Below are 22405 nucleotides of genomic sequence, written 5' to 3'. Positions count from 1 at the left end.
TATATTAAGGAATTATCATGCATCTTGCTCGTTTCCCTCGCCTTTCATTGGGGCATTTTCCTACTCCATTGGAAGCATTACCTAATTTATCGCGTTACCTGGGGGGCCCGAATATTTATATCAAACGTGATGATTGTACGGGATTGGCTACCGGGGGCAATAAGACGCGCAAGTTGGAGTTCCTGCTGGCGGATGCTTTGCAGCAACAGGCAGATGTTGTGATTACGCAAGGAGCAACGCAATCTAATCATGTGCGCCAAACCATCGCCGCAGCGGCAAAGCTTGGCCTGGAAGCGCAGGTTTTACTGGAAAAGCGTGTCAGCGATTTTAGTGATGATTATCAGCGTTCAGGTAACGTTCTGTTGGATAACCTGCTGGGGGGAAGAATAGCCGCTCATTTGCCGGCAGGGAGTGACATACCGCAGGCGATGGAGCATCTGGCTGAAACACTGCGGGCACAGGGAAAACGGCCTTATATAATCCCAGGTGGCGGATCTAACCCCACCGGAGCCTTAGGCTACGTTGCCTGTGCGGAGGAATTACTCTATCAGTCCAGCCAACAGCGGTTGCGCATTGATCATGTTGTGCATGCGACGGGCAGTTCGGGAACTCAAGCTGGCTTGGTGGCGGGGCTTGGTGCGAGTAACAGTGGTATTCCGGTGCTGGGTATCAGTGTTCGGGCGGCGAAAGATAAACAGGAACAGAACGTTTACCAGTTGGCGCAACGAACCTGGGAACTTTTGGGGCTGAAAGGGGAGTTACCACGCGAAGCCGTGGTGGCCAATAGTGACTATGTTGGTGCTGGTTATGGCCTGCCAACCAATAGCATGCTGGAAGCGTTGCGGTTGTTGGCACAGTTGGAAGGGATTTTGCTCGATCCTGTCTATTCCGGCAAAGGTATGGCGGGGTTGATCGACTTAATCCGGCGAGGACGCTTTTCACCTCATGATAATGTGGTCTTTATCCATACCGGGGGCTCTGCCGGATTGTTTGGCTACCGCCAGGTATTGGAGTCGGTGGGGAAATATGACTGAGACGCTTTTGTTTGGGGTGCTGGGTGGTATGGGGCCACTGGCAACGCTGGATTTATTGCAGAAGATGATTGAGGCCATGCCTGCCAAACGGGATCAGGAACATTTACCGGTTGTAACCTGGAATGTTCCGCAGATACCGGATCGACAAAAAGCCCTGGCAGGCAAGGGGGAATCGCCGTTGCCACAGTTGCTGCATGCGGTACAGCAACTCAATCGGCTGAATGTCAGCCATATTGCGATACCCTGTAATACCGCCCATCACTGGTATCCACAATTGGCAGCGGCCAGCCGGGCACCGATTCTGCATCTTGTGGATATCGCCGCCGCGCAGATTGCTCATCTGCACCCTCGGCCACAACGGGTGGGGATTATAGCAACGGAGGCCACTCTACAGGCAGGCTGGTATCAGCAACGGCTGGCAGCGCTGGGGATTGACGTGATTTTACCAACGGAACAGGAGCTAAGAACTCTGTTTGTGCCGGGTTGTTATGCGGTAAAACGCGGTGAAAACACCTTGGGCGGGCAATTGCTGCAAGAATTGGCAACGGCGTTGATAAACCGCGGCGCAGAAAAATTGGTGCTGGCTTGTACTGAAATTCCTCTGGCGTTTAACGCTGTGGCCTCTCCGCTGCGCGCAGCAAGTGTTGATCCTGCCTATGCGCTGGCTCAACACTGTGTTGCGTTATGGCAATGTTTTATGAGGGAGGCTCATCACTGAAGCGTAGATTGGCATTAACTTCCCCCCAACGGCGTTAATGCTATTCTCTTGAACCCGCCAATTTTAAAGCGTTACGCTTTCTTAACGCCCTGCAATACATAGAGTTTCTCAGCAAAAATATCTCCTGCTGGCCAATCACTAGCCGCAAGTTGGGTGATGTGATCAACCCCTAAAGTCTGCAAACATTGCCGACATTCTTCATCACTCCAGGCTTGCATATGGCTGGCGAAGAGAGAAACCTCTCCGGTTGCTTCGATAATCCACCAAGCGGCTGAAGCGGTATGCCGTTGCTCGTCCCAGGAATTCTCTGTCAGCACCAGATGAGGGGTTGGGGAGAACAAACCTTGCTGGTGAGATTCCCAACGGCTTGCGGTTTCTCCCTGGCGTTTCACTTCTTCTGGAGTATGGAGCTCTAAAACGAGCAGCCCGCTGGGCAGTAACGCATTTGCCATCTGATCGAGCAGCGCTAACCCATCGGTTTTGCTGAACACATTGAACTCACCAAAGGTCATCATGACACAGTTATACCGTTCTTTATGCTTGAATTGACGGATATCCTGGCAGTGATAGTGGATATCAAGCCCTTCATTCGCCGCTTGCTGGCGGGCATAGTTGATAGATGCTGGCGAAAAATCAACCCCAGTGCACTGGAAGCCAGCTCGAGCGAGACGTTGCAGATAAAGCCCGGGGACACACCCTAGATCGAGGATCTTGGCTTGTGCGGATAACTGGCGTTGTAGCCAGGCAACCTGCCTATCAATGAGTGATAAACGGCGGCTGGCCCAGTCATGCTCCTGGGCAAGGTGGTTTTGCAACATGCGTTCACTGAATGCAGGGTCATTCCAAGGGATTTTCTCGGCATCTTTCCAAGAATGAAGTGGTCGTGGCTTATGAATAATATCTGCAAGTTTCATTTTTTATTGCCTTGCCTTTTAATATCTAAGCACCAGCGTCATCAAGGTGCCAAAGAAAATCAGTGCAGGATAGTGAGGTGCGGTAAAGCTGACAAAAAATATCATTTAAAGAAATTGATAAATTGATATAAATCAATACAGTGAATTTTTCCAATACGATTTACGCTTTTGGTTTGATAAGAAGATATAAAATTCAGGCTAAACGAAAAAGCGCAATAGTTTATGGATTCCAGGTTGCAGCCAGCAACGCTGCAACCTGAAAGAGAACGGATATAACGAGATTATTTCATTGAATGTAGACCGATAACGTTCCCCTCGATGTCTTTTGCAATTGAAACATAGCCATGCTCACCAATGGAAAATTTCGCTCTCAAAACCTCGCCGCCGTTAGGGACAACCCGCGCTTCTTCTACGGCGCAATCTTCGCACATCAAATACACCATGGTGCCGCCTGGCCCTGGTGGAACACCATCCATTTTGACCAGCGCACCGCTCGCGCCTTCGCTTCCCTGCTGATAAGGAAACATCCAATACTCTAATTCGTCATCGTCTAATTTTTCAAGTTGCGTATTGAAAACAGACTCATAGAATTTTTTTGCCCGTGCCATATCGGCAACATAAATTTCAAACCAACCAACAATATTCATTTTCATCATACTCTCCTGTAGGTTTTGATTGAGTCACTTCCCGGTGGTGAATGTTACCAGTAGTGTATGTTTATACAGTGATCTGGTTCATATAATCAACACAAACCGTATTGTTCATAGGCATTCTGAAATACGTAATTGCAATGTTTTATTCAGTAATCTGTATGAGTAAGCATTTTCCATTATTTATCCATAATTCTGAAAATGACTCACCATTTTTTCGGGTTATTTCTTATTGATTTAAATTAAAAATCCTAAATTTTATTTTTGATTGTTTTTCCTTTGAAATATACCTAAGTGTTGTGCTACTGGTTTTATTAAGAAGTATATTTAATTTTTTAAAGAAATATCCTGAATGTGTATTAATGGCAGTGCTTGCATTGACTAGGTATTTTTTTTCTTATTATACTCAAAGCGTCTTGGTTTATCGTTATTATGATATTATATTAGCCAATAACGGATTGTTTTTTAATAAATTCAAGACACATTATTTTATTCTACTATAAGGATATTTACCGTGAAAAAGCTGACTGTATCAGAAGTATCAAAAGTTATCGGTGGTACCTCTTGCAAGGTTACGTTTGAAAAGGAAACTGTAGATGGTGCAACAGTTTGTCGTAAAGTGAATACTTGTACTGGTAAATACGGTGAAACAGTAACGCGTATGCCTGCTGACTTATCTAGCTGTAATTAATCGCAAATAAGATTCATAAAGGTGCAGTATGCTGTACTGCACCTTTATAAGGCACTCGGTGTTTTCCTTCAGTATTTTTCCTGCTCTATCAGCCTGCTTACCAAGTTTCACCGCGCCGAAATTGCGCTATTTACGCGCCAGTAAGGTAGCGAAACGCAGCTTGATACGATTGCCTGCATCATCCGTTTTATGCAGTTCGCCGGGGTTTTCGTTGTACTTTATGATTTCCCAATCTCGATAATAATTTCTCAACTCATCGGGTTGGAAAGTAAACGAAAAAGGCATTGAGCATGGGTAATCCGCGGTATCCATGGCAGCAACAATCAGGTTGTAGCCGCCTTCCACGGTGCAGTCTTGCATATTGCGCACAAGAGTGGGGATTTGTGTGCGGTTCAGAAACATGAATACCACGGTCGATAAAATAAAATCATACTGCCCGCTGAAACCTTGGGTATTGAGATCCCGTTCGCTGGCGGTGAGATGGGTAAGTTGTTCGCTGCTGATAATGTGATTCAATCTGGCGACAGACAGTGGGTTTTTGTCCCACGCTGTGACGGTAAACCCTTTCAGGTTGAGATAAAGCGCATTACGCCCGCTACCGCACCCCAGATCCAACGCCTTGCCAGGAGCTATCAGTTTTGTTGCGGCAATGACTTCAGAATGGGTAGGGGTTAGGGAGTATTTTTTGCTGTAGTAGTCTTCTGGCAGAGTGTGGTGTGTTGCCTGGTGATTCATGGTCGTCATCCTGAATAATATATTGCATATAAAATACATTTTTATGTGTGCATTGACCAGACTTCTATTAGATTAATCGCCTTCTTAACGAATTTAACATTAAGTAATAAATTAATAACTTATCATAACTTGTTGATGTATTGGCGGCAGGAAAAAAGAATTTTCTGAGAGACAAGCGAATGGTAAATGAATAAATTGACGGATCGCTTTTTGGAACAACTATTCATGTTATTTCCTCCAGGTACAACGAAATCTAAATGAACAACGCGGCAGATAAGATACGGCTTGATCTGCGCATGATGATCGGTAAAATTCCCGGCTTGTTGTTACAGGAGCTTTATGATGTTTTTAAGAAGGACTCTTTTGGCATGTTTGTTGGCGTTGATATTTTCTGCACTGCCTTCTTATGCTGAAGGTGGTAGAGAAAATAGCAATCTGACAGAGGCCGGAGAGCCGCAGGGCTGGTGGGGGCGTTTCAAGAGCAACGTTGCCGAAACCTGGAATCATTCACCGAATAAAGAATTCTACCTGCCCGCCATTACCTGGCATAACCGCTGGACGTACGATCAGGAAAAGATTGATAGCTACAATGAGCGCCCATGGGGAGCCGGGTACGGTATTTCACGCTTTGACGAAGAGGGTAACTGGCACACTATTTACTTTATGATGTTTAAAGATTCGTTCAACAAGTGGGAACCGATTGGCGGTTATGCCTATGAGAATATTTGGCGCCCGATTGATGGCGAGGATTTTCGTCTTGGCCTGGGTTTCACTGCCAGTGTGACCGCCCGCGACAACTGGAAATATATTCCGATCCCGGCTCCGCTGCCAATGGCATCGATCGGTTACCAACGGCTCACGTTCCAGGCAACCTACATTCCCGGTACATATAATAATGGCAACGTATTCTTCGCTTGGCTGCGCTGGCAGTTTTGATGGATGTCCTGCAATCTGAATAGCTAAAGATGAAAACCAACGTACTAATCACTTGAAGAGTGGCGGGTAGCTAGGGAGGTAAATCCGCTAGATGTTTACTGTTCAGAGATAAATGGCAAGTTGAACATCAAGCAAAACGCTGCGAGCCAATAAGCCATTTGTACATTAAGGGCCCGATAGCTGGAACCGTTCTGCCATATTATCCTGCAAAAAATAGCCATTGCTCACCAGATATGGGCCTTCCAAGAGGATACGCCCACTGATATTTACGCTTCTTTACTGTATAATCGATTGAAATATCAGCACTCCTGCCACATATAATGGAGCATTCAGCCAAGAAGGAGAGCGTATGGGAATCAGCGAAGAAGAGTCTATCCGCCGTTTAACCCATGAGAAGAATGCGGTGGGGAATTCGGCGAAATGGGTGGCCATTGTTTCAGCTATTTATTTTATCCTGATGGCATTTTACGATCATCCCGCGGGTGTATTGACGATGTCTGGAGCGATTTTTGCTGTTTCTACCGCCACCTGGCTGAAGAAGCGTAAAAAGGTGAAGGCTTACCGTCTGGCTCTGGCAAAAATCAGCAATAACGACACACACTGAGCTTTGTTATTACGCCCTGCTGTGAATCCGTGCTCACAAAGGAATTAATATCACCAGTTTCAGCCCATGCTGCTCGGCAGGATAAAAAGTGACCTGCTGATAGCGCAGTACGCCCTGTTGCGGATGGGTGAAAACGCGTTCCCCTCCTTCGCGGGCCATGACATCCTGCTGTTTCCACCAATAATGAAAGGGTTCGCTGTTGTGCGTCATATTGCGTACAAAGGCGCGTATCTCTTCGGTATTTTGATGATGGCTGGTTTCAGCGCGAAACTCTGCTACCACTCGCCGGGCACGATCTTCCCAATCGTTGACCAATCTTTTTGCCTGGGGATGGAAAAACATAAAATGTAACAGGTTCGGGGTTTTTGCCTGCCCTAGCCAGCCGCTGAACAAATCTTCCGCCTGTGGATTCCATGCCAACATATTCCATGTCAGATCAAGCAGATAACTGGGTACTGTCATTTGATGCACGCTGTGCAGCACGGCGGTATTGATAGGGTCCTGTAACTGTTCCTCTTCTGGATCGGTGATGCGCGCCAGGGTAAACAGGTAATGACGTTCAGCATGGCCGAGCCGCAGCGCTTTAGCAATGCGCGCTAACGTGTAAGGTGAGATGGAGACCTCCCGCCCTTGTTCGATCCAGGTATACCAGGTAGCGCTGATGCCGCTGATCTGCGCCAACTCTTCGCGGCGTAAACCGCTGGTGCGGCGGCGTGATGCCGTAGGCAGGCCGAGCATTTCTGGCGTTACCCGTTCCCGGTGCGCACGCAGAAAAGCCCCGAGGGCTTTTGGGCCGGATAATGTTTCTGCTTCCATAAAGGTAGTACCTATTGATACTAGGATAATCACTCATATTGTACCCGTATATCAGCTTAATTATAGTCACTCTACAAGCCATACCATAGCGGGAGTAGAGATGAGCATCAGCGACAGTCATAAAAATGCGGTCGAACGTCAGTTTGGCGAACAGGCCCACGCCTATTTAACCAGTGCGGTACACGCGCAGGGCAACGATTTGCAGCGGTTAGCACGCTTGCTGGAAGGGAAGGACGCCGCCCGGCTGCTCGATCTGGGCTGTGGGGCAGGGCATGCCAGTTTTATCGCTGCCGCCAAAGTGGCTCAGGTGGTGGCATACGATCTGTCAGCGCAGATGTTGGCGGTGGTCAGCAAAGCCGCTGGAGAGAAAGGAATAGGGAACATTCAGGTGCAGCAAGGCGTGGCAGAATCGTTGCCATTTGATGATGCCAGTTTTGACATCGTGATCAGCCGTTATTCTGTGCACCACTGGCACGATGTTGGTCAAGCACTGCGTGAGGTCAAACGGGTGCTGAAACCCGCTGGCCGCGCCATCTTTATGGATGTTGTTTCACCGGGGCACCCTTTGTTGGATGTTTACCTGCAAACGGTAGAGATATTACGGGATACGTCACACGTAAGAGATTATGCGCCGGGTGAATGGTTGGGCATGTTTGCTGAAGCAGGGTTGCTGGTACGGGAAGTCACTTCGGATCGGGTGGATCTGGAATTCACCAGTTGGGTGGCGCGTATGCGTACACCGGAACATTTTGTCACCGCCATTCGTGCTTTGCAGCAAGGAGCTGCGGAAGAGGTACGTCAGCATTTTGCTATTCAGGATGATGGTTCATTCACCATTGATATTATGATGTTTGAAGTTACCAAAGGATAACTAGCTCCAGGGTAACCGCTACAAAGGGCTACCCTGGGAGCAGGCTAATATATAGCTACTCTTTTATTTTTTCCAAGTTAATACATTACATTTTAAAAATGTTTTTCACTGTTATTTTTATATTTATATAGGTGTTTGTCTGATTTTTTATTCGGTAATTTCTCGGTTTGCTATTTTTTTACTGATATTTATCCAATCAGACTTTTTATTTAACGAGGATTAACCATAAGTATATATAGGGGCATTAAGAGCAGGTGAGCTGTGGAGTACAGATGCCTGAGTGCAGCTTAAGCATCAAGTATTACAGGCTATTCTGGCACAGGAAATGGCAAACGATCGGTTGCCAGCGACGCTGCGCGATAGAATTGACACTGTCGTAAAGATTGAAATACACAATGAGAACGGTATGATGCAGCAGCGCGATTGTGCGTTCTGCCCACCAGGGGTTGTGGGCAAACCAAGATATTCACATCACCGTCTAAGGGATAACCCATAATGACACAAACCATTTTTATGGTAGGCGCACGCGGAGCCGGTAAAACCACGGTAGGTAGCGCGTTGGCGCAAGCGTTGGGTTATCAGTTTATTGATACCGATCTGTTTATGCAGCAAGCTGCACAAATGAGCGTGGCGGAAATGGTTGCACAAGAAGGCTGGTTGGGGTTCCGTCGCCGTGAGAGTATGGCTTTACAGGAAGTGACTCAGCCGTCAACCCTGGTTGCCACCGGTGGCGGGATGATTCTGGCGGAGGAAAACCGCCGGTTCATGCGGCAGCAGGGTACCGTGATTTACCTGCGTGCTCCAGCCGCAGTGCTGGCGCGCCGGTTGGAAGAGTATCCAGAAAACGCCCAACGCCCAACGCTGACTGGTCGCCCTATTGCGGAAGAAATGCTGGAAGTATTGGCAGCGCGTGAAGTCCTGTATCAGGATGCCGCGCATCATGTCATGGATGGCACCCTCCCTCTCTTGCAGGTGGTTGAGCAAATCCTCACGGTACTACAGCGTGAAACGGTAAAATAAACTTCTCCAGGGCACACGACTCTCTTGTGCCCGTTTTCTCTCGTCATCTTCTACATTATGTCAGAATCTGTTTACTCACTCATTTCGGTTAGCTTTTAATCATTCAATACAATATTTCACCGTTCAGAATAGTTAATTTATGGCATAGATAGCATTCTGAATGTTCTTTGATGAAATTATGTTTATTAGCATCTTGTGCTGATATTTATTTCTTCAAACGGATATCTGCAAGACCTTTACCCTAATTGCTTTGCGATCTGTGTTGCATTCGCTTTTGCGAAGTATTATTTACTGTGATTATCCACCACTAAAGAAAATAAATAACTTGACGGTAAGTAATACGAGCTCTAATTTTTAAATATCGATCAGGAACTTAGTTCCATATAGTGGAACAAAATAGGCAATGACCACATTAGAAAATGCCACTGCAGTGCTAAAGCTATTTTCCCAACGCCGTATCACCTATGGCGCATCGGGTATTTCCTTTAGTGACGTGGTGGCACAGCTTGGCCTACCGAAAAGCACGGTTTCGCGTTTATTACAAACGATGGAAAGTCAGGGAATGCTGGAGCGAGACCCTGAAAGCCGTTTGTATAAAATCGGGGAGTTGCTGCTTTCAGTGACCAGCCATTATCTGTCAACGCCGCTGGTGGAGAGTGCGGCGGCAGCGATGGCACAGCTTAACCAACTGACTTTTTGTGCCGGATATATCTCAATGTTGGAAGGGCGTGAAAATCGGGTGATGCGTACCTTTCCTGGGAGCCATTTTTTACAGGTGGTGACGCCAGTAGGTGTTTGTTCACCCGCAGCGGAAACGTCCGTAGGCCGTGCGATATTGGCGCGAGAAAGTGATGAACAGGTGTGTGAGCGTTTTGCGGCGGGCTATCGGGCCACCTTTCCTAATTCACCGCAAACGCTGGAGGCTTTGCTGCAAAAATTGGCACAAGTCAGGCAACAAGGCTGGTCATTGGCATGTAATGAAACGCTGCCTGGGATCAGTTCGCTGGCAACGAGCGTAACCAATAAACACCGCGGTGAGACGGTGGGGTTATGTTTATCTTTCCCTTCACAATCTGAAGCTCAGCCTTATTCACCGCAGGTTCTTGAAGCATTACTGCGGGTTTCCCGGCAATTGGCGGAGAAGCTTGGTGACGAATACTGGCAGCAGAGCAAAGAGGTTTGATTGATCCCAAGGTGCCAAAAGCGCCGCCGGAGTCAGACTCAGGGATAGAATGAGTGACTTTGCATAGTCAACGATGTTGCCGTTTGTAATAGGAATAAAAAAAGAAAGCAGTGTCATGGTTGAGTGCGTTTATGCGCTGATATCAGGGAAATTCGTTAGTGGTTTAATCGCAGTGTGGATTACTGGTTGTGATTAATCAGACAAATAAGGAGGCAATAAGTAATTCATTTCATTGTCAGTTCCAGATAATGGAACTGTGGTGGTGTTTTTTATGCCTGGAATATTATTTTAGTCAAACGACAGGGTTATTCAGGGAATATTGTTCATGAAACCAGAGACAACCACTCATCCGTTAAAAGATATCGGCACACTGCTGATGCTGGTACTGCTGTCCATTATCGGGGCAATTATCGGCGTGCAGCTGATCACGACGCTGGGTGTCACGCCCAATACTTCGATAATTGGCGCACTGTTTGCCATGTTGCTTGCGCGTATTCCTCTACAGATGTTTCAGCGTTACCGCTCGATACATACGCAAAACCTGGCGCAGACGGTGATTTCGTCGGCGACCTTTGGTGCTGCCAACTGCCTGCTGATGCCGATTGCCGTTCCTTATGTGATGGGGCAGCCGCAGCTGATTATGCCGATGTTCATCGGTGCGTCAGCCGCGATGCTGCTGGATGCCTACCTGCTGTATCGTTTGTTTGACACTAAGGTGTTTCCGGCAGCCAATGCGTGGCCACCTGGGGTAGCTGCGGCAGAAGCCATCAAGGCCGGCGATCGGGGTGGCAAACAGGCATGGTTACTGGTGGTGGGCGTGGTGGTAGGCGTTGCCGGTTCGATGCTAAAAATCCCGATGGCTGCTTTTGGTACTGCCTTTATCGGTAACATCTGGGCATTGAGTATGTTTGGCATCGGCCTGCTGTTGCGGGCTTATGGCCAGCCACTGACCGGAGTTGATCTCAACGCGCAGTATATTCCGCACGGTGTGATGGTGGGGGCAGGGTTAGTGGCGTTGATTCAGGTGGTACTGGTGATCCGTAACAAAAATACCGATACCGTCGTTACTCATACACAGCCTGACAGCGAGGTGCGTAAGGCGCTGGGGCTGGGCGCGGTGGGCTATGTGGCCATTGCCGTGTTGCTGGCGTTGATGGGTGGGTTGTACAGCGAGATGTCGCTGACCATGTTACTGCTGTTTGTGATTTATGCCGCCTTTGCTGCCTTTGTGCATGAACTGATCGTAGGGATTGCGGCGATGCATTCTGGCTGGTTCCCGGCCTTTGCAGTGGCGCTGATCACCCTGATTGTGGGTATTCTGCTCGGTTTCCCACCGTTGGCGTTGTGTATTCTGACCGGCTTTACTGCCGCTACCGGCCCGGCGTTTGCGGACATGGGCTTTGACCTGAAAGCCGGTTTCATCCTGCGTGGTTATGGTAAAGATTTGCAGCAAGAGCTGTTGGGGCGGCGTATCCAATTGATCGCTGCCATGATCGCGTTTGTGATTGCCATTCCGGTGGTTTATTTCTCCTATACCAGCTATTTCCTACAGGATCTGATCCCGCCGGTTGCGCGTGTTTATGCCAAAACCATTGAAGCGGGTGCCCAGCCGGGCATCGCTTTCAGCCTGCTGATCTGGGCTATTCCTGGGGCTATTGTGCAGTTTATCGGTGGGCCAAAGCGCCAGCTCGGCGTATTGCTGGCAACGGGGTTGCTGATCAACAACCCGTTGGCAGGCTGGGCGGTGGTGGTGGGTATCACGCTACGCATTCTGATCATCAAACGTTGGGGCGATCAAGGCCGTACTCCGATGGAGATCATGGCGGCTGGGTTTATTGCGGGTGACGCGTTGTTCAACTTCTTTAATTCCATCTTTTCCAGCAAAGGGAAATAACGCTGAACTGCCATTGTTAAGTGCATTGATACACCAAAGGACATTTGCGAGGTAGAAAATATGAGTTTGCAACAAACGCTACAGGTTTTTGAACTAATCGATAATGCGTATGTGAGCGGCCAGGATATTGTTGATTTATTTGCTCAATATCCAAAGATAACAGCCAGCACCCAGCGTGCCAGTGGTGCCAAGGGGTCAACGGATTTTGTGCGTATCGATATTGCCGGTAGCGCGGGTAAAAGCGTGGGCGGCAGTGCCCCGACATTGGGAATTGTTGGTCGATTAGGGGGAGTTGGTGCTCGCCCGACGCGTATCGGATTGGTGTCTGACGGTGATGGCGCTATTGCGGCGGTTGCCTGCGCGTTGAAACTGGCAGAAATGCAACGCAAAGGTGATGTGCTGGCGGGGGATGTGATAGTCACCACGCATATTTGCCCGAATGCCCCGACGCTGCCCCATGAGCCAGTGGATTTTATGGATTCACCGATTGATGATGCCACGATGAACGCGCATGAGGTGGTGCCGGAAGTTGACGCCATTCTGTCGATCGATACCACCAAAGGCAACCGCATACTCAATCACAAAGGTTATGCACTGTCACCGACGGTGAAAGAAGGCTATATCCTGCGGGTGGCGGAAGATTTGCTGCGCATTATGGAAATGACCAGTGGCCGCCCGGCGGTGACTTTTCCAATCACCACGCAGGACATTACGCCTTACGGTAATGGTGTGCACCACCTCAACAGTATTTTACAACCGTCAACCGCGACAACGGCGCCAGTGGTGGGTGTGGCGATCTGCACGGAGTCCGTGGTGCCGGGTTGTGGTACCGGGGCTAGCCATGAAGTGGACATTGCATTAGCGGTGAAATTCGCCGTAGAAGTGGCAAAAGAATTTGGGCGCGGCACCTGCCGTTTCTACGATACCGCTGAATATGCGCATTTGCTGGCGTTGTATGGCAGCTTGAGCCATCTGCAACGGAGGAAATAAACCATGCCTGCGTCACTTGCTACGTTAACTATTGGTCAGGCTCCGCGCAGTGACATCATGCCGTTGCTGAATACCTATTTGCCAGCGGAAAAGATGATGCATGTCGGGTTATTGGATGGGTTGACTGCGGCCCAGATCGTAGAACGCTACGGCCCACAGAACGTACAAAAAGTGCTGGTGTCGCGCCTGCAGGATGGAACCCAGGTCAGCCTGGCTGCTGAGCAGGTTGAGCAGGGGTTGCAGCAAAAAATCAATGAACTGGAGGCTGCGGGATGTGAGGTTATTCTGCTGCTGTGCACCGGTGAATTCAGCCAACTGCATGCCGAACGTGCTTTGTTGTTGGAGCCGAATCGCATTATTCCACCGTTGATTTCAGCGATTGTCAGCGATCATCGGGTGGGCATTGTGGTGCCAATCGAAGAACAAATCGCAGCACAGGTCAGCAAATGGCAACTGCTGGCAACGCCGCCGTGTTTTGCCGTCGCCAGCCCCTATCTGGCGGACGACGCCACGCTGATGCGGGCGGCACGTGTTTTGCAGCAGCAAGGCGCCGAGGTTGTCGTACTGGATTGTATTGGTTATCACCAGCAGCATCGTGATTTTTTGCAGGCACAGTTGGAGATCCCGGTGTTGCTCTCCAACGTACTGGTGGCCAAGCTGGCGGCTGAACTCATTATTTAATTCTGTCTGTTTTCCTTGAAAATTATTAATCGATTGGGGCTATTTTCTGGCCCCGTTTTTTATTGTGGCAAGCCAGCTGGCGCGGTCTGGGGGCTTCCTGTACGCCATGATCGCATTTTGTATGAAAAATCAGTGACAGAGCAATGACAATCCCCCACTATGGGCATCCACACAGATGATTACGCGGGTGCCAGTTTATGTTGAAAGTAAACGAATATTTTGCCGGAAAAGTGAAGTCTATTGGTTTCGACAGTAGCAGCATCGGTCGTACCAGCATAGGGGTGATGGAAGAGGGACAATATACTTTTAGCACCGCACAGCCGGAGGAAATGACGGTGATCACCGGGGCATTGAAAGTGTTGTTGCCGGGTGCGCCGGATTGGCAGGTGTTTACGCCGGGTGAAAAGTTCTTCGTGCCAGGGCAGAGCGAGTTCAACCTGCAGGTTGCGGATGCCACTGCCTACCTTTGCCGTTATCTGAGTAAATAATTTACCGCCGGGGTGGCACCTGCTATCCCGGCGGCTTTGCTTCGGTTTACCGCTGCGCTTCGCCACCCAGCGCTTCAATGGTATTGCTGATCATCGCTGCTAGCTCGCTGGTCATCAGAATGAAATCGGCGTCAAAACGCTGGGCGAAATCATCACGATCAATGTCGTCGTTCTGCTCACGCAGTGTATCAGCGAATTTCAGGCGTTTGAGAGAACCGTCGTCTGCCAGGATCAACTGAATACGTTCCTGCCAGTCCACTGCCAGTTTGGTCACCAGTTTACCGGCTTCAATGTGGACGGCGATCTCGTCGCTGATCAGATTCTGTTTCTTACAACGGATCACCCCGCCTTCTTCCAGAATGGCTTTCAGTTCTGCTTCATCTTGAATGATAAAACCGGCAGGTAATTCACCAGAACGGACCCATTCGGTCAAGGTCAGTTCGATCGGGCTTTCCATGGTCAGTGGGACAACCGGCAGCGAGCCCAGGCTTTTGCGCAGCAAGGCCAAGGTATCTTCGGCGCGTTTGGCGCTGGCGGCATCGACGATGATCAGGCTATTGACCGTATCGATCCACATACAGGTCTGGTTAAAGCGGCTGAAAGCACGGGGCAACAGGCTGTGCAGCACTTCATCTTTCAGGGAGTCTTTCTCGGTTTTTTTCAGCTTGCGGTGCTGTTCACCTTCCAGTTTCTCAATCTTTGCCTGTAGTTCCTGCTTGAGCACCGGCGAAGGCAGGATTTTTTCTTCTTTACGGGCGCAGATGATGATTTGGCCATTAACGGCGTGCGTCAAAGCATCGCTGTGAGAACCCATCGGTGATACCCAGCCGGTTTTCGCCATATCCTGGCTGCCGCACGGCGTGAACGCAAAGGCGCTGAGCTGTTTTTCCATTTCATCCGCGTTTAGCGCAACCTCACGGCTCAAACGGTAAACCATTAAATTCTTAAACCACAGCATAGTGTTGTCCCTGGCTGGGCGTGCTTGTAGATATCGCACGCAGATTCATCAAAAGCAGGGCGGCATGATAACGAATTGATGATGAAAAATCGCCTTATTCCCGCTGATTGGCGTCTGTGCCTGCGTTTCTGCGGCGTGCCCGTTGCAGCGCTGCTGCCAGCTGCCGCTGGCTGAAGGGTTTGCGCAGTAACTCAATGTCGGGCTGTTCACCTTCATCATGACGGCGGATATCCTGGCCGCTGATCAACAGCGTGGTGAGCTGTGGATTGATCTCACGGGCCTGCCTGATCACCTGTACACCGTTCAGTTCACCCGGCAGCATTAAGTCACTGATCAAAAAAGTAATGTCGGCCGTTTGGCGCAGCAGGGCCAGAGCTTCCTGGCTGTCGGCGCTGTCGAGCGTCAGGTAACCGAGCTGGTGCAAATGTTCGCACAGGGTATGGCGTACATCATTTTCATCTTCCAGCACCAGGATTAGATGATCGGCGCTGTCGTTTTCTTCGGGGAGCACAATGTGCGGTACAGCGTGAGTGAGCGCCGATGCGCGCGGCAGTTGCAGCCGCACCAGCGTTCCAGCGCCGGGGGTGGTTTCAATCTGCACCCGGCCACCGGACTGACGCACAAAACCATACACCATGGAAAGGCCCAGCCCGCTGCCATTGCCGACGGATTTGGTAGTGAAGAAGGGTTCGAATACCTGCGCTTTAACCTCTTCCGACATGCCACAGCCGGTATCGATCACTTCCAGCGCCACCATATCCTGCTTTTTGCCGCCGGTACGCACCACGCGCTGATTATAAATACGGATCTGCACCACACCGCTGCGGCCTGCCATGGCATCACGGGCATTCACCACCAGATTAAGCAGCGCATTCTCCAACTGGCTGGCATCGATCCACGCCAGCCAGCTTGACGGCTGGGCTTCAATCGTCAGAGAAAGGGTGGCTGGCAGGGAATGGCGCAGCAGTTCCCGCAAATTTTCCGCCAGATCTTTTAGTACCACGGCCTGCGGATGCAGTGCCTGTTTACGGGAGAAGGCCAGTAGGCGCTGGGTGAGCTGCGCGCCGCGTTCTGCGGCTTTTAAGGCGCGAGCAATCCGTTGTTCGGTCTGGGCGTCCTGTGTGTGATGGGTGGTCAGTTCCAGGCTACCGATAATCACCGCCAGCAGATTGTTGAAATCATGCGCCAAGCCGCCGGTCAGTTGGCCAACCGCCTTCATTTTCTGGCTGTGCAGCAGGGCTTCTTCCAATGCTTTGCGTTCGGTGCGTTCCAACACCACGTTTACCACGCCGCGGTTGGGCACCGGGCTGAAGCGCAGTTCGACGGTGCGGCCACCAGTCAGTTGTAACTCTTGTGGATGCGGTAACTCACTGGAGATATTGGCCAGCACCTCCTCCCAGCGTTGGCCTGGCGGTGGCGTGACGTATTGCAGCAATTCACGGTAATGCTGGCCGCGATGCAATTGCTGTTCACTCAGCCCCAACAGTAGCGGGTATTGGGGGTTCCACACCACCAGATGGCCGTTATTGTCGAACAGCGCAAAGCCGTCGCGCATTGCCAGAAAGGTGGTTTCCAACTGGGTGCTTTTCTCTTTCAGCAAGCGTGAGGTTTGTTCCAGCGAGGCGGTATTGCGGGCAAAAACGTTAAACGCACGCGCCAGTTCACCCAGTTCGTCGCGCCGCTGCAGCGCGGGTACGTTGACGCTGCGTTCCCCGCGCGCCAGCCGCGTCATGGCGCTGGCAATTGCCGTCAGATTGGAGCCCAGATTACGGTAGATATACCAGCCAGCGAAACCGGTAATTACCAGTGTCAACAGAGTAAACAGACCGATGAACATGATAATGGAATTGAGTTCACTGTGGGTCTGGTGGGTGCGTAGTTCCGACTCCTCCGCCACCTTCTGCACGTAGAGATTGATGTCATCGTTGAGCATCGCCACCAGTGCCTTGATATGGTAGGTGTAATAAGCCAGCGCCAGATCGCTCTGTTCCAGCTCCAGCGTTTGTGGCAGCAAAGAGCGTTCGGTGCTGCTGAACTGGCGTATTTTTTCATTGACCAGGGCATCTGGGCTGTAGATGGGCCAATAGGCCATCACTTGGTTGAGCTGTTGGGTCGCGGCCTTGGGCGTGGGCGTTTGGATGGCAACCGCCAGCAAACGATCAAGCTGGCTGAGCAATGGTTGCGGCGGTTGGTTCAGGAGATTGCGCTGGTTGAGGCTGGCGATATGGCGCAGCGTGCTCTGTGCCTGATACAGGCTGCTCAGCAGGGTATTGCGTTGCAGGTGGCGGGCGTGGCCGAGTTCCAGCATGTGGGTAACGCTGGTTTCCAGCGCGTTGCTGCGCGCAATAATGCGGCTGACCAGCGCCGGTTCGCTGCGGGCCAAGGGTGCCGCGGCCAGGCGGGTCAGGGAAGTTTGCAGTGCCAGTTGGGTCTGCTGCAAACGGGCTGACTCACTCTGATATTCCAATGCTCCAACCACTTGCGAAAGCCTGATAGCAGCAGTAGCCACGTTCGAAGTATCGCGGCTCAATGCCATACTGCCACTCATTTCTTTCAGCGTCTGTGCCTGCATGTGTTCCAGCAGTTTACCCGCATGATTAAAACCGATGATCGCCACGCTGCTGACCATCAAAGTAACGGCCACCACCAGCAGATTGAACATCAGCAAGCGCCCACGGGCACTGGCGAGAAAAGGCAGTTTACGCATGATATCTCCCTTAACCATCTGTGCAGATTATAGAAGTCCGCACCGTTAACATTATGACAATCATGAATGGCCGCTGACATTTTGTGTTTATTTAAACGTGATTAACTGTCATCACTCCAAACCGCAAGCCGGGGAATGACGATGAGCGCCACGCCGATTCTGGAAATGCGAAACATTGCCAAGAGTTTTGGTCAGTTTTATGCGCTGAATGGAGTCAATCTGACGGTATATCGCGGTGAAATCCATGCGCTGATGGGGGAAAACGGCGCAGGTAAAAGCACACTGATGAAAATATTGGCCGGTGCGTATACCGCCAGCAGCGGGGAAATTTTTATTGATGGGCAACCGTTCGCGATTAAAGGGCCAAAAGACGCTCTGGCAGCGGGGATTACGTTGATCTACCAGGAAATGAATCTGGCGCCTAACCTGACGGTGGCAGAGAACATTTTTCTGGGCAGTGAGCTCCAGCGTGCTGGCCTGGTGAAACGCCATCACATGCAGGAAGAAGCGCAAAAGGTAATCGATCGCCTGGGGGCCCAGTTCCGCGCCAGCGATCGGGTGATGAGATTGACCATTGCCGAGCAACAGCAGGTGGAAATCGCCCGCGCATTGCACCGCAATAGCCGGATTCTGGTGATGGATGAACCCACTGCTGCGTTGTCATCCCGTGAAACGCAGCGTTTGTTTGAACTGATCAAGCGGCTGCGCGATGAAGGCATGGCAATCATCTACATCAGCCACCGGATGGCAGAAGTGTACGAACTGTCTGACCGGGTCAGCGTGCTGCGCGATGGCCAGTACGTGGGCAGCCTGACGCGTGACACTCTCTCTGCCAGTGAACTGGTGCGTATGATGGTCGGGCGGCCGCTGAGCGATCTGTTCAATAAAGAACGGGGGATAGCGGTGGGTGAACCGCGCCTGACGCTGCGTGGGCTGAGCGATGGCAAGAAGATCAAACCGGCCAGCTTGCAGGTGCGCGCAGGGGAGATCGTTGCTCTGGCCGGGCTGGTGGGAGCCGGGCGTTCAGAGCTGGCGCAGCTGATTTTTGGCGTGCGCAATGCTACCGCCGGCTCGATTGAGGTTGATGGTAAACCGGTCACGATCCGTTCCCCGCGCGATGCGATTGCGCTTGGTATCGGCTTTTTGACGGAAAACCGCAAGGAACAAGGGTTGTTCCTCGATCTGGCGGCCCATGAAAATATCGTCATGGCAACGCTGGAGCGCGATGCTCATTATGGGCTGCTTAACCGCCGCAAGGCACAGAGCATTTCCAGTGAGGCCATCAACTTGCTGAATATCCGCGTCCCTCATGCGCAAGTGCGCGCCGGGGGGCTTTCCGGTGGTAACCAGCAGAAGTTATTGATCTCGCGCTGGGTGGCGATCGGCCCGCGTATTCTGCTGCTTGACGAGCCCACGCGCGGGGTGGATGTCGGGGCGAAAAGCGAAATCTACCGCATCATGAGCCAGATGGCGCAGCAAGGGGTGGCGATCCTGATGATTTCCAGCGAGTTGCCGGAAGTGGTCGGGATGAGCGACCGCGTCTATGTGATGCATGAAGGTGACATTGCCGGCGAGCTAGCCGGTGCTGATATCACTCAGGAAAATATCATGCAGTTGGCCACCGGCGCTGACACTGCTCAACCGCAGGTCGCTCACCATGAATAATCTCTACCCGATGGATTGCAGGCCGCCGCTTGCAAGACGCTGGGTACAATCTGCATACCCAAGGAGCCTGCCATGACTACGCAGCCAGTGCCGCCGAGCGCAAAAGCCCCGACGCTGAAACGAGCGTTGTTTGGCGATCTCATGCAAACGGTCGGTATTTTGCCGATATTGATCCTGATCGTCGTCGTTTTCGGCTTTGTGGCCCCCAACTTTTTCACCGATGCCAACCTGCTGAATATAGCCCGCCAGGCCTCGATTAATATCGTGCTGGCGGCTGGGATGACCTTCATCATTCTGACTGGGGGGATCGATTTGTCGGTCGGTTCAATGTTGGGCACCACCGCAGTGATCGCGATGGCGGTATCGCTGATGCCGGGCCTGGCTGGGCTTTCCATTCCGTTGGCGCTGCTGGCCGGGCTGGGAATGGGGGTGTTCAACGGCATTCTGGTGGCCTATGCCGGGTTGCCGCCGTTTATCGTCACGCTCGGCACCTATACGGCACTGCGCGGTGCGGCGTATCTGCTGGCGGATGGCACCACCATCATCAACTCTAATATCAGCTTTGAATGGATCGGTAACGCATATCTGGGGCCGATTCCCTGGCTGGTGGTGATCGCCTTTGCGGTGATTGCCCTGTGCTGGTTTATCCTGCGCCGCACCACCTTGGGGGTACACATTTATGCGGTGGGCGGCAACATCCAGGCGGCGCGCCTGACCGGGATTAAAGTCGGTGCGGTGTTGCTGTTCGTTTACGGTATGAGCGGGCTGCTTTCCGGGCTGGGAGGCGTAATGAGCGCGTCGCGCCTCTATAGCGCCAACGGCAACCTGGGCATGGGCTATGAGCTGGATGCCATTGCGGCGGTGATCCTGGGTGGCACCAGCTTTGTGGGGGGCATTGGCACCATTACCGGCACGCTGGTGGGGGCGCTGATCATCGCAACCCTGAATAATGGCATGACGCTGATGGGGGTTTCGTATTTCTGGCAGTTGGTGATCAAAGGGGCGGTGATCATTATCGCGGTGATGATTGATAAATATCGTACCCGTAATTACCAACATTGATTTACCCGTCTTCTTTCAAGCCGCAGCGCCGTTGGCTGCCACTTGGAATCCATACATAACGAGGAAAACACTATGCGTTTCAAACCGTTGATGACCGCTTTACTGGTGACCGCCGCCTTGGGCAGCGCCACGTTCGTGCAGGCGAAAGAGTTGAAATCGATTGGGGTGACGGTGGGGGATCTGGCTAACCCGTTCTTTGTGCAGATCACCAAAGGGGCTGAACTGAAGGCGCGCGAACTGGCGGGAGATAAGGTTAACGTCACGCTGGTATCCAGTGGTTACGATCTGGGGCAGCAGGTGGCGCAGATCGATAACTTTATCGCTGCCAAGGTGGATATGATTATTCTCAACGCGGCGGATTCTAAAGGTATTGGCCCGGCGGTGAAACGTGCCAGAGATGCGGGAATTGTGGTGGTCGCGGTGGACGTCGCGGCGGAAGGGGCGGATGCCACCATCACGTCTGATAATACCCAGGCCGGGGAAATGGCCTGTAAGTACATCTCGGATCGGCTGAAAGATAAAGGCAATGTGGTGATCATCAATGGGCCGCCGGTTTCAGCAGTGCAAAACCGGGTGGAAGGTTGCATGACCGAGCTGAAGAAGCACCCAGAGATCAAACTGCTTTCCTACAACCAGAACGCCAAGGGCAGCCGTGAAGGGGGATTAGAAATCATGACCTCGCTGCTGGCGGCTAATCCGCATATTGATGGGGTATTCGCGATTAACGATCCTACCGCCATCGGTGCCGATCTGGCCGCCAAACAGGCACAACGCAGTGAATTCTTTATTGTCGGGGTTGATGGTTCGCCAGACGGTGAGGAAGCATTGAAACGCAGTAATTCGCTGTTTGTTGCTACCCCGGCGCAGGATCCGCAAGTAATGGCGGCGAAAGCGGTGGAGATTGGTTACGACATTCTGCAAGGCAAACCCGCACCGACCCAACCGGTGCTGATCCCGGTGACCCTGATCGATAGAAACAATATCGGCAGCTACAAAGGCTGGACGGTGAAATAACCGTTGCTGTTCAGGCAAGGCGGCTAGCCCCTCTCCCGCTGTGAGCAGGGAGAGGGCAAAAACGACTCTGGAGGCACCATGAACCGTTCCAGCGTGAACCATATTTTGCAGCAGACCCGGCATTTTTTTACCCAGCATGATGTTCATTTACCCCCCTTTGCCCATTTCAGCCCGCAAGTGTGGCAGCAGCTCGATCATAAGCCTTGGCAGGAAGTGTTTGACCTGAAACTGGGGTGGGACGTCACGGCTTTCGGCGGGAATGATTTTGCCCACCGCGGCCTGACGTTGTTTACGCTGCGTAACGGTTCCCCCAGCGGCCAGCCGTACAGCAAATGTTATGCAGAAAAGGTGATGCACTGCCGCGAAGCGCAGGTCACGCCGATGCATTTTCATTGGCGCAAGAGTGAGGACATTATCAATCGCGGCGGCGGCAACCTGATTGTTGAACTGTATAACGCCGATCAGCAAGAGCAATTGGCAGCGAGTGAGGTGACGGTGGTGCTTGATGGTTGCCGCCAAACTCATGCCGCTGGTTCTCGCCTGCGCCTGGCACCGGGGGAAAGCATCTGCCTGACACCGGGGATTTACCACAGCTTTTGGGGAGAAGAAGGTTTTGGCGATGTGCTGGTCGGTGAAGTGTCTATGGTGAACGACGACGACCACGATAATCGTTTTCTGCTGCCTCTTAGCCGCTTTGATCCGATCGAAGAAGATCAGCCGCCAAAGTGGCTGTTATGCAATGAATACCGGTGTTTCATTGAGTAGGAGGTAATA

At 51.4% G+C, this 22405-nt stretch carries 22 protein-coding genes; 16 read left to right on the top strand and 6 right to left on the bottom strand.

Annotation, left to right across the window (positions count from 1 at the left end; all coding sequences use genetic code 11):
* Nucleotides 1-17: 17 nt before the first annotated feature.
* Both cuyA and cuyB read left to right on the top strand, forming a co-directional pair.
* Entirely contained in the window at nucleotides 18-1034 is a 1017-nt protein-coding gene (gene cuyA / locus Z042_RS22155) for a D-cysteate sulfo-lyase (RefSeq protein WP_024913799.1), read from the top strand.
* The gene (gene cuyB / locus Z042_RS22150; protein WP_024913800.1) at nucleotides 1027-1752 is read left to right on the top strand and encodes a cysteate racemase; all 726 of its coding nucleotides are present in this window, start codon (nucleotides 1027-1029) and stop codon (nucleotides 1750-1752) included. Before cuyA ends, cuyB begins: the two co-directional genes overlap by 8 nt.
* 71 nt (nucleotides 1753-1823) lie before the next feature.
* On the opposite strand, the gene Z042_RS22145 is transcribed toward cuyB, so the two are convergent.
* Entirely contained in the window at nucleotides 1824-2666 is an 843-nt protein-coding gene (locus tag Z042_RS22145; protein WP_024913801.1) for a class I SAM-dependent methyltransferase, read from the bottom strand.
* A 281-nt stretch (nucleotides 2667-2947) separates the two neighbouring features.
* Nucleotides 2948-3322: a VOC family protein gene (locus tag Z042_RS22140; RefSeq protein ID WP_202901351.1), complete on the bottom strand. Its 375-nt coding sequence runs from the start codon at nucleotides 3320-3322 to the stop codon at nucleotides 2948-2950.
* A 508-nt stretch (nucleotides 3323-3830) separates the two neighbouring features.
* On the opposite strand from Z042_RS22140, the gene Z042_RS26185 reads away from it, so the two are divergent.
* Nucleotides 3831-4007 (top strand): DUF4762 family protein, encoded by a 177-nt coding sequence (locus tag Z042_RS26185; protein ID WP_162149755.1) that lies wholly within the window; start codon nucleotides 3831-3833, stop codon nucleotides 4005-4007.
* A 126-nt stretch (nucleotides 4008-4133) separates the two neighbouring features.
* Here the strand turns inward: Z042_RS26185 and tehB are convergent, their stop codons facing one another.
* The gene (tehB, locus tag Z042_RS22135) at nucleotides 4134-4742 is read right to left on the bottom strand and encodes an SAM-dependent methyltransferase TehB (protein WP_024913803.1); all 609 of its coding nucleotides are present in this window, start codon (nucleotides 4740-4742) and stop codon (nucleotides 4134-4136) included.
* 339 nt (nucleotides 4743-5081) lie between these two features.
* Here tehB and pagP point away from each other — a divergent pair, with 339 nt between their 5' ends.
* Nucleotides 5082-5678, top strand: coding sequence for a lipid IV(A) palmitoyltransferase PagP (gene pagP, locus Z042_RS22130; RefSeq protein WP_202901352.1), 597 nt, complete (start codon nucleotides 5082-5084; stop codon nucleotides 5676-5678).
* 349 nt (nucleotides 5679-6027) lie between these two features.
* Nucleotides 6028-6282: a hypothetical protein gene (locus Z042_RS22125; protein ID WP_024913805.1), complete on the top strand. Its 255-nt coding sequence runs from the start codon at nucleotides 6028-6030 to the stop codon at nucleotides 6280-6282.
* 33 nt (nucleotides 6283-6315) lie between these two features.
* On the opposite strand, the gene Z042_RS22120 is transcribed toward Z042_RS22125, so the two are convergent.
* Complete coding sequence (locus tag Z042_RS22120) at nucleotides 6316-7098, bottom strand: helix-turn-helix transcriptional regulator (protein ID WP_024913806.1); 783 nt, start codon at nucleotides 7096-7098, stop codon at nucleotides 6316-6318.
* Nucleotides 7099-7198: 100 nt separating this feature from the next.
* Here Z042_RS22120 and Z042_RS22115 point away from each other — a divergent pair, with 100 nt between their 5' ends.
* The 7 genes from Z042_RS22115 to ppnP all read left to right on the top strand — a co-directional run bounded on the left by Z042_RS22115 (nucleotide 7199) and on the right by ppnP (nucleotide 14225).
* Nucleotides 7199-7969 (top strand): class I SAM-dependent methyltransferase, encoded by a 771-nt coding sequence (locus Z042_RS22115; RefSeq protein WP_024913807.1) that lies wholly within the window; start codon nucleotides 7199-7201, stop codon nucleotides 7967-7969.
* 495 nt (nucleotides 7970-8464) lie between these two features.
* On the top strand, nucleotides 8465-8989 hold the full coding sequence (gene aroL / locus Z042_RS22110; protein WP_024913808.1) for a shikimate kinase AroL: 525 nt from the start codon (nucleotides 8465-8467) through the stop codon (nucleotides 8987-8989).
* 403 nt (nucleotides 8990-9392) lie between these two features.
* Nucleotides 9393-10172 carry an IclR family transcriptional regulator gene (locus Z042_RS22105; protein WP_024913809.1) on the top strand — a complete coding sequence of 260 codons (780 nt, stop codon included), beginning with the start codon at nucleotides 9393-9395 and terminating at the stop codon, nucleotides 10170-10172.
* A 325-nt stretch (nucleotides 10173-10497) separates the two neighbouring features.
* Nucleotides 10498-12066, top strand: a complete 1569-nt coding sequence (locus Z042_RS22100) for an OPT/YSL family transporter (protein WP_024913810.1) — start codon at nucleotides 10498-10500, stop codon at nucleotides 12064-12066.
* A 60-nt stretch (nucleotides 12067-12126) separates the two neighbouring features.
* Entirely contained in the window at nucleotides 12127-13056 is a 930-nt protein-coding gene (locus tag Z042_RS22095) for a DUF1177 domain-containing protein (RefSeq protein WP_024913811.1), read from the top strand.
* A gap of 3 nt (nucleotides 13057-13059) precedes the next feature.
* On the top strand, nucleotides 13060-13737 hold the full coding sequence (locus Z042_RS22090; RefSeq protein WP_024913812.1) for an AroM family protein: 678 nt from the start codon (nucleotides 13060-13062) through the stop codon (nucleotides 13735-13737).
* 197 nt (nucleotides 13738-13934) lie between these two features.
* Nucleotides 13935-14225 carry a pyrimidine/purine nucleoside phosphorylase gene (ppnP, locus tag Z042_RS22085; RefSeq protein WP_024913813.1) on the top strand — a complete coding sequence of 97 codons (291 nt, stop codon included), beginning with the start codon at nucleotides 13935-13937 and terminating at the stop codon, nucleotides 14223-14225.
* Nucleotides 14226-14271: 46 nt separating this feature from the next.
* On the opposite strand, the gene rdgC is transcribed toward ppnP, so the two are convergent.
* Nucleotides 14272-15183 carry a recombination-associated protein RdgC gene (gene rdgC / locus Z042_RS22080; protein WP_024913814.1) on the bottom strand — a complete coding sequence of 304 codons (912 nt, stop codon included), beginning with the start codon at nucleotides 15181-15183 and terminating at the stop codon, nucleotides 14272-14274.
* Nucleotides 15184-15277: 94 nt separating this feature from the next.
* Nucleotides 15278-17890, bottom strand: coding sequence for an ATP-binding protein (locus tag Z042_RS22075; RefSeq protein WP_024913815.1), 2613 nt, complete (start codon nucleotides 17888-17890; stop codon nucleotides 15278-15280).
* Nucleotides 17891-18031: 141 nt separating this feature from the next.
* On the opposite strand from Z042_RS22075, the gene Z042_RS22070 reads away from it, so the two are divergent.
* The 4 genes from Z042_RS22070 to Z042_RS22055 all read left to right on the top strand — a co-directional run bounded on the left by Z042_RS22070 (nucleotide 18032) and on the right by Z042_RS22055 (nucleotide 22396).
* Nucleotides 18032-19555, top strand: coding sequence for a sugar ABC transporter ATP-binding protein (locus tag Z042_RS22070; protein ID WP_024913816.1), 1524 nt, complete (start codon nucleotides 18032-18034; stop codon nucleotides 19553-19555).
* A 72-nt stretch (nucleotides 19556-19627) separates the two neighbouring features.
* Nucleotides 19628-20617: an ABC transporter permease subunit gene (locus tag Z042_RS22065; RefSeq protein WP_024913817.1), complete on the top strand. Its 990-nt coding sequence runs from the start codon at nucleotides 19628-19630 to the stop codon at nucleotides 20615-20617.
* A 72-nt stretch (nucleotides 20618-20689) separates the two neighbouring features.
* Nucleotides 20690-21631, top strand: coding sequence for an ABC transporter substrate-binding protein (locus tag Z042_RS22060; RefSeq protein WP_024913818.1), 942 nt, complete (start codon nucleotides 20690-20692; stop codon nucleotides 21629-21631).
* A 78-nt stretch (nucleotides 21632-21709) separates the two neighbouring features.
* Entirely contained in the window at nucleotides 21710-22396 is a 687-nt protein-coding gene (locus Z042_RS22055; protein WP_024913819.1) for a D-lyxose/D-mannose isomerase, read from the top strand.
* Nucleotides 22397-22405 lie beyond the last annotated feature (9 nt).

This window comes from Chania multitudinisentens RB-25, assembly GCF_000520015.2.
GTDB classification, from domain to species: Bacteria; Pseudomonadota; Gammaproteobacteria; order Enterobacterales; family Enterobacteriaceae; genus Chania; species Chania multitudinisentens.
This window is presented reverse-complemented; position numbering and strand designations above follow the sequence as displayed.

Coding starts and splice junctions, on each gene's coding strand:
- Z042_RS22140 (WP_202901351.1), bottom strand. CDS start 3,322: ATGATGAAAATGAATATTGTTGGTTGGTTTGAAATTTATGTTGCCGAT.
- Z042_RS22060 (WP_024913818.1), top strand. CDS start 20,690: ATGCGTTTCAAACCGTTGATGACCGCTTTACTGGTGACCGCCGCCTTG.
- ppnP (WP_024913813.1), top strand. CDS start 13,935: ATGTTGAAAGTAAACGAATATTTTGCCGGAAAAGTGAAGTCTATTGGT.
- rdgC (WP_024913814.1), bottom strand. CDS start 15,183: ATGCTGTGGTTTAAGAATTTAATGGTTTACCGTTTGAGCCGTGAGGTT.
- aroL (WP_024913808.1), top strand. CDS start 8,465: ATGACACAAACCATTTTTATGGTAGGCGCACGCGGAGCCGGTAAAACC.
- tehB (WP_024913803.1), bottom strand. CDS start 4,742: ATGAATCACCAGGCAACACACCACACTCTGCCAGAAGACTACTACAGC.
- Z042_RS22125 (WP_024913805.1), top strand. CDS start 6,028: ATGGGAATCAGCGAAGAAGAGTCTATCCGCCGTTTAACCCATGAGAAG.
- cuyA (WP_024913799.1), top strand. CDS start 18: ATGCATCTTGCTCGTTTCCCTCGCCTTTCATTGGGGCATTTTCCTACT.
- Z042_RS22055 (WP_024913819.1), top strand. CDS start 21,710: ATGAACCGTTCCAGCGTGAACCATATTTTGCAGCAGACCCGGCATTTT.
- Z042_RS22075 (WP_024913815.1), bottom strand. CDS start 17,890: ATGCGTAAACTGCCTTTTCTCGCCAGTGCCCGTGGGCGCTTGCTGATG.
- Z042_RS22095 (WP_024913811.1), top strand. CDS start 12,127: ATGAGTTTGCAACAAACGCTACAGGTTTTTGAACTAATCGATAATGCG.
- pagP (WP_202901352.1), top strand. CDS start 5,082: ATGATGTTTTTAAGAAGGACTCTTTTGGCATGTTTGTTGGCGTTGATA.
- Z042_RS22070 (WP_024913816.1), top strand. CDS start 18,032: ATGAGCGCCACGCCGATTCTGGAAATGCGAAACATTGCCAAGAGTTTT.
- Z042_RS22100 (WP_024913810.1), top strand. CDS start 10,498: ATGAAACCAGAGACAACCACTCATCCGTTAAAAGATATCGGCACACTG.
- Z042_RS22145 (WP_024913801.1), bottom strand. CDS start 2,666: ATGAAACTTGCAGATATTATTCATAAGCCACGACCACTTCATTCTTGG.
- Z042_RS22065 (WP_024913817.1), top strand. CDS start 19,628: ATGACTACGCAGCCAGTGCCGCCGAGCGCAAAAGCCCCGACGCTGAAA.
- Z042_RS22115 (WP_024913807.1), top strand. CDS start 7,199: ATGAGCATCAGCGACAGTCATAAAAATGCGGTCGAACGTCAGTTTGGC.
- Z042_RS22105 (WP_024913809.1), top strand. CDS start 9,393: ATGACCACATTAGAAAATGCCACTGCAGTGCTAAAGCTATTTTCCCAA.
- cuyB (WP_024913800.1), top strand. CDS start 1,027: ATGACTGAGACGCTTTTGTTTGGGGTGCTGGGTGGTATGGGGCCACTG.
- Z042_RS22120 (WP_024913806.1), bottom strand. CDS start 7,098: ATGGAAGCAGAAACATTATCCGGCCCAAAAGCCCTCGGGGCTTTTCTG.
- Z042_RS22090 (WP_024913812.1), top strand. CDS start 13,060: ATGCCTGCGTCACTTGCTACGTTAACTATTGGTCAGGCTCCGCGCAGT.